Genomic DNA, 6,815 nt, shown 5'->3' with positions numbered 1-6,815 from the left:
TGGGGGCGCATTATAGAGATCTAACTTCACCCGTCAACGCTTTTTTTGAAGTTTTTTAATAAAAATATGATCTTTTTGATTTTTGACTAAAAACCATACAAAGCACTGACTTAATGACCTACAGCCATTAACCTAGTATTACATTTACTTACTTTTGCATATTAATCTTTAAAATATGAAGCGAGTCCTGATTCTTTGACATCTTCTATTGATTTGTACTGCCAGTCAGGTGCTTTGTCTTTATCAATTAATAACGCTCTGACGCCTTCTGTAAAATCTCCTTTCATCAGGATTCGGTTTACTAAATTCTTCTCAAGCGTTAAAGCATCTTCAATACTTATTTCACCGGTAAAATGTGTCAGTTGTTTTATAATCAAACCTGCACTTAATTTACTGCCGTAGATATATGCTTCATTTGTCTCTAGATAAGGTTTTAGCTTATCTGTTAATTCTTTGTAAGCCATTTGCTTAAAATCAATATCTTTACCTTCTTCAGCATATTGATAGAGCTTACTATTAAGGTAGTCATCACATTGCATTGATAGTTCACTAAGCGTGTTATCAAGTATCGTTTTACAATCCTCAATGGCATGCCATTTAATCATTTTTAATCGATCCAACAACTGCTCAGCATCAATATCGGGTATATAGTAGTCGGCAAGATTCAAATAAATAGCTTCAGATGCATTAGCTTGATAAGCCGTTAACGCAAAAATAAGCCCGCTAATTGATGGCATCTCGTTAAGAAATTTCGTCGCACCCACATCTGGAATCAAACCAATACTTATTTCAGGCATCGCCATTTTACTGTTTCTGCTGACAATGCGGTGACTCGATGCATTGACGAGCCCAAGCCCTCCTCCCATACAGATACCATGAGCAAAAGTGACGATTGGCTTGGTAAAATGCTTCATCTGAGCCATTAGTGCATATTCATGGCTAAAAAACGCTATTGCTTCTTCACAAACAACATTTGCTTCGATGTTGTTTTGAATAGTTTGTGCTTTTGCTAAGGTGCTCACATCGCCGCCCGCACAAAATGACTTATCTAATGTTGAAGTTAAATATACGCAAACAACGTCGTCATCGTTCTCGGCATTTACTAATGCAGAACTTATCAGATCTACCATTTCAGTATCTTGTGCATTGAGTTTATTTGGGGCATTAAGTCTGATCCTACATATATATAGGTCATTAACCGTTTTAACTAAATCCACTAATACTTTACTCATCTGAATCGCCTTTTTGCGTTAATGCTGTTTTTTTTCATTATTTATCGATAGACTTCGACGTTAAACGTTAATTCAATTTTCACCTTTTTACATGACAATTATTAAATACCTTTCTTATTTAGTTTCTGGTGCTGTTCTTTTTTTTGTAGCCTTTGGCTTGTATTTACCCGATGACTATAAAGTAGAAAGACAAATTAAGATTAATGCGCCTGCAGATGAAATACATATATATGTAGGGAACTTAGATAGATGGCATAAATGGACAATCTGGCAAGACCTAGAACCAGATATGCAGATTAACGTTCTAAAATCTGAAGGTGTGGGTGCAGAGCAGAGATGGAGCAGTAAAAGTGGTACTGGTAGTTTAACATTTACTCGAACAGACGATTTTTATGGCGTCGATTACGATCTTGTATTCGATAGTAGTACTACCGCAAAAGCAGGTATTCACTATTCACTCGCTGATCAAGCTACCATTGTTTCTTGGCAAATGTCTGGTCAAGTGACGACACCTGTTATTGGTCCATACGTAGCAATGATGATGGATGGTATGTTAGGTCCAACCTTTGAAAAAAGCCTAATAAATTTAAAAGAGTTAGTCGAGTGATAACAAATATTAGGCTCAAGCTAAATTGAATACTTGCTTAGTGTTCTGATAACAAGCTTGCTCTATTTCAATTGCAGGCTCTTTTCTTATCTCAGATAGTGACTCAAATACCTTAAGCAAATTTATAGGTGTATTGATTTCACCTTGTTTTCCCATAACAGGCATATCAGGTGAGTCTGTTTCTAAAACTAAGCAGTCAAGCGGTAAATTCGCAATCACCTTTCTTGTTTTTTGCGCTCTGGGGTAAGTTATTGTTCCCCCTACCCCAATCTTAAAACCTAAGTCTAAATATTGTTTAGCTTGCTGATAACTGCCAGAGAATGCATGAACAACCCCACCATGTAGAAAGTTAGCCATTCTTATATGTTTTGCCATGGTATCGAGTGTTTTTCGATGATGAAGGATCACAGGTAACTTACATTTTTTTGCTTGAGATAATTGAATATCAAACAGTTTTTTTTGTTTAAGCCAGGTTGATTCACAAAGGCTGTAGTCCAAACCAATCTCACCCACAGCTACAGCCTTTTGATAAGTGGCAATATAAGTTGATACTTGTTCTGCTTGCTCTTCGGTATGTTCATTAACGAAATAAGGATGTAAACCCAGTGCAATATGAATACTCGGATACTGCAAAGATAACTTAAGCACATTATTCCAGGTGCTAAATCGTGTGCCAGGTACAACAAAATCGGTGATATTTAATTTTCGAGCATTGGTTATGACATGTTCACGCTGCTCATCAAAGCAGTTGAAATCTAAGTGGCAATGACTATCAATATGCATAAGAATCTAACAAATTACGCTTTTATTACATATATTAATAAAGCATTTATTTTTGCAATAAATTTGCAACATACCAGGGTTAGTTTGGGCGAAATTTCAGGCTTGTAGTTGCAGCATATATGAAAATTTCAAACTTCTCTTTTTTATCTTCTGGCGTCATATGTGTACTCGCAATACTCCTATTTATCATTGTTTCTTGGTCAAGTGAAAAGCAAACTTCAACACAAGAGCAGTTCCACCAATACCAAATCAGTAAAAACCAAATATCCCAAGGTTTTGTCAAATCAGTCAACACTTACTTTCAGACGGGTGATACTTTATCACTGAACCAAGCCAGTAAAACGCTTTTAGAAATTAAACGCTCGCTTGAAGCTCAAGATGAAAACCTAATATTTGCCGATTCGATTAGACAGCTTGATAACTTAAACCAACTTCTTTCTCTTATATTAACCTCTGGCAATAAGCTCGGCAAAAATGCGCAGGCACTGATTCAAAATAATGAATCTAATATTCAGGCCAGCATTGAGCAATATGCAGCCTACTTATATGAAGCTCAGAATTTAAATAAATCGATTGAGGTTATTTACCAACATTCTCAAGCTTTACAGTCCATATCTAGTGGTTTAAATGAGCTCAGTAATCAGCGGGAACGTTTTTTTATAAAACTTTCTCAAGGCGAGCAAGATTCAACATTACTTAACCAGAAAATAGACGAGCTAACGCAAAGTACTCATCAGCTCGCTGCTATGGATAGATTTGGCATACTTGAACAAACAGACGAGGACGAAGATGAATTGTTTTTCGACGACGAAGCTGAAGCAGAAGAGAAAGGTCAAATCATCGTAGATGAGTTACTGAGCCTGGTTAATCGATACAACAAGGAAATAAATAATACCATTGCTGGCATACAATCCACCTTGCGCACGGCTAATCAGCTCAGTAAACAAGTTAATGAATTTCAGCAAAGTTTTATTGATATAGAACAAAACTTAAAAGCTGATGTTGATCGCGTTTCATCAACGACTAGTCAATTTTTATACGCAGCAGCTCTATCGCTGACAATTATTGGGGTGGGTATTTTTTACTTTCAGTACCAACTCGTCGTTAAAAGAATTGCTAAGTTGCAGAGTCGCTTTAAAGAGCTCGTCAATACTGGCGTATTAACGAAAGTAAAGTTGAGCAGTGATAAATCTGAGATCAACGATGTATTTAGACTCTTTAACCAACTTGTCGATAAATTATCAAACGAACAAGAGCAAAAAAATCAAAAAATCTCTGTCGCGTCTTCGTCTTTAGGCGGTTTAGTGAAAGAGATAGAGTCAATAGAAGATGCGACCCATTCTATTTTGTCTGAATTTGAAGGCACAGCAGATACAACCAAAATGCTCACTCAGCTAGCAGATGAAGTCTACAGCGGATCTGACAGTGTGCAGACAAATGCAGAACAGACTGAAACATCAATATTAGATACCAATCAAAAGATTAATGACGTGTTATCGCAAACTCAAGACATTGTAAAAAGTATCGATGCCAGTCAAGTCGCTATAGAAGAATTATTATCCTCTGTTGAAAATGCCACAACGATAGTAGAAACCATTGGTAGTATTGCCGGCCAGACGAATTTACTGGCATTAAATGCCGCAATTGAAGCGGCGCGAGCAGGCGAACATGGTCGAGGTTTTGCGGTGGTCGCAGATGAAGTGAGGAACCTTTCACAAAGTACGCAGGCGTCACTTACCGACATTAGTTCAATTTTAGAAGGTTTAAAATCGAGCTCTTCTGATTTGAACAATCAAGTTGAAAATATTAAGCGCTTATCCTACTCACAAGAGCAAGTTGCGGTTGAATTATCACAAAATGCAGAGTCAGTGCGTATAAAAGCACAAAGTTCGGCCAGTGCTGCGACGCAAAGTGTACATAATGCGAAACACCAAGTTCAGCACCTAGGTGATTTTGATAAATCGATTCAACAAGCCATTGAACTTGCAAAAGAAACTCAGTTAAAGGCTTCTCAGATAAGCTTTACAACTAAACAGCAAACTTCGCAAATTTTAACGACATTAGGAGCAACATAGGGCCTTTTTTAGCAGGTTTTATATCCTTTAGTCGTAAAGTTCGTTTTTTATTCTAATATGCATGTAGACCTGTGGTTTCATTCGTGTAGAATCCGCGCTGCAAAATAACTAACGAGAAAATAGGCTGTTTTATGTCTAGTAATTCAATACTGGGTGTTTTTGCTAAATCACCATTTAAACCTCTTGAGCAACATATTGATACTGTTCTCAAGGCCAGCGAATTGTTGTTACCTTTTTTTGAGGCTGTTTACCAAAAGAATTGGGAAAAGGCTGAACAATTAAGACAACAAATTTCTGATACGGAGCGAGAGGCTGACAAGCAAAAGCAAAGCATTCGCATTAATCTTCCCAAAGGCTTATTCTTGCCTATTGAGCGAACCGATTTATTAGAGCTCTTAACACAACAAGATAAGATCGCTAATAAAGCCAAAGATATTGCAGGACGCATTATTGGTCGTGAACTAAACATCCCTTCTTCACTTCAACAGGATTTTACCGCCTACGTCACACGTTCTATTGACGCAGTTAAACATGCAGCTAAAGCAATTCACGAGTTAGATGAACTGCTTGAAACTGGCTTCCGAGGTCGCGAAGTTGATTTTGTAGAAAAAATCATTCATCAACTTGCCGCAATCGAAGAAGATACGGATAGATTACAAATCACAATTCGTAAACAACTTCATCAAATAGAGCACGAACTAAACCCAATTGATGCGATCTTCCTATACAGCGTAATCGAATGGGTAGGTGAATTAGCTGACAAAGCTGAATCAGTAGGTAGTCGATTAGAGTTATTATTAGCTCGTTAAAACAAGAGTTTTTTTTGCTATGGATATTTTATCAACCTATGGCGTAATGCTGATAGCATTTGCCGCTATTGTAGGCTTTTTTATGGCTTGGGGTATTGGTGCAAACGACGTTGCCAATGCCATGGGTACATCAGTTGGTTCAAAAGCCTTAACAATCAAACAAGCGATTATCATCGCAATGATTTTCGAATTCGCTGGTGCTTATTTAGCAGGTGGTGAAGTTACATCTACTATACGTAAAGGTATCATAGACTCTGCACCATTTATAAATATGCCGGAAGTCTTTGTTATAGGTATGATTTCAGCACTTGTCGCTGCGGGTACATGGTTAGCCGTTGCATCTTACATGGGCTGGCCAGTATCAACAACTCACTCAATTATCGGTGCTATTATCGGTTTTGCTGTAATCAGCGCAGGTGCCGATGCAGTTAACTGGGGCAAAGTAACAGGTATTGTTGGTAGCTGGATTGTTACGCCATTACTATCGGGTGTTTTGGCATATATCATCTTCATGAGTGCGCAGAAATTTATATTCAACACTGACAACCCAATCAAAAATGCGAAACGTTATGTACCTTTATACATGGCATTTGCAGGCTTTGTATTATCGCTTGTAACAATCAAAAAAGGCTTAAAACACGTTTCTGATATTCAATTATCAACATTTGAAGGTTACATGTGGGCGGTGTGTATCGCCGTATTTATCGGCCTTCTAGGTAGTTATTTTGTTAGCAAAGTTAAAATTGATCCAGAAGCAGATAAAGAAATGCAGTTCAACAACGTTGAAAAAATCTTCGCAATCTTAATGGTTGTAACGGCTTGTTGTATGGCATTTGCGCACGGTTCAAACGATGTTGCTAACGCTATCGGTCCATTAGCAGCTGTAGTAAGCGTGGTAGAAAACGATGGTCAAATCGGTGCAAAAGCCGAGCTAGCATGGTGGATATTACCACTTGGTGGTTTTGGTATTGTTGCAGGTCTTGCCCTTTTCGGACACCGCGTTATGGCAACAATTGGTAAAGGTATTACTCACTTAACACCTAGTCGTGGCTTTGCTGCAGAGTTAGCCGCAGCTTCGACAGTGGTTATTGCATCAGGTACAGGCTTACCTATCTCTACTACACAAACTTTAGTTGGTGCAGTTTTGGGTGTAGGTTTAGCTCGCGGTATCGCGGCACTTAACTTAGGCGTAGTACGAAACATCGTCGTATCTTGGGTTGTTACACTACCTATTGGTGCAGGTCTTTCAATCCTCGCTTACTTCGCGTTATCAGCAGCGCTACTGTAAAGCTACAGTTAGTTGACAGAA

At 38.1% G+C, this 6,815-nt stretch carries 6 protein-coding genes; 4 read left to right on the top strand and 2 right to left on the bottom strand.

Annotated elements, in window-relative coordinates; translation table 11 throughout:
- Positions 1-161 precede the first annotated feature (161 nt).
- Positions 162-1,232 (bottom strand): enoyl-CoA hydratase/isomerase family protein, encoded by a 1,071-nt coding sequence (locus tag HR060_RS15905; RefSeq protein ID WP_174201280.1) that lies wholly within the window; start codon positions 1,230-1,232, stop codon positions 162-164.
- 91 nt (positions 1,233-1,323) lie between these two features.
- Here HR060_RS15905 and HR060_RS15900 point away from each other — a divergent pair, with 91 nt between their 5' ends.
- On the top strand, positions 1,324-1,839 hold the full coding sequence (locus HR060_RS15900; protein ID WP_174201279.1) for an SRPBCC family protein: 516 nt from the start codon (positions 1,324-1,326) through the stop codon (positions 1,837-1,839).
- A gap of 15 nt (positions 1,840-1,854) precedes the next feature.
- Here the strand turns inward: HR060_RS15900 and HR060_RS15895 are convergent, their stop codons facing one another.
- Complete coding sequence (locus HR060_RS15895) at positions 1,855-2,622, bottom strand: TatD family hydrolase (protein ID WP_174201278.1); 768 nt, start codon at positions 2,620-2,622, stop codon at positions 1,855-1,857.
- 119 nt (positions 2,623-2,741) lie between these two features.
- Here HR060_RS15895 and HR060_RS15890 point away from each other — a divergent pair, with 119 nt between their 5' ends.
- From HR060_RS15890 to HR060_RS15880, 3 genes are all read left to right on the top strand, one after another.
- Entirely contained in the window at positions 2,742-4,697 is a 1,956-nt protein-coding gene (locus HR060_RS15890; protein ID WP_174201277.1) for a methyl-accepting chemotaxis protein, read from the top strand.
- A 131-nt stretch (positions 4,698-4,828) separates the two neighbouring features.
- Positions 4,829-5,506, top strand: coding sequence for a TIGR00153 family protein (locus tag HR060_RS15885; RefSeq protein WP_174201276.1), 678 nt, complete (start codon positions 4,829-4,831; stop codon positions 5,504-5,506).
- A gap of 19 nt (positions 5,507-5,525) precedes the next feature.
- Positions 5,526-6,794: an inorganic phosphate transporter gene (locus HR060_RS15880; protein ID WP_174201275.1), complete on the top strand. Its 1,269-nt coding sequence runs from the start codon at positions 5,526-5,528 to the stop codon at positions 6,792-6,794.
- The last annotated feature ends 21 nt before the right edge of the window (positions 6,795-6,815 follow it).

The sequence above is a fragment of the Marinifaba aquimaris genome (genome assembly GCF_013328345.1).
GTDB lineage: Bacteria > Pseudomonadota > Gammaproteobacteria > Enterobacterales > Alteromonadaceae > Marinifaba > Marinifaba aquimaris.
The sequence above is the reverse complement of the archived record's forward strand: the minus strand, read 5'-3'. Positions and strand labels throughout refer to the sequence as shown.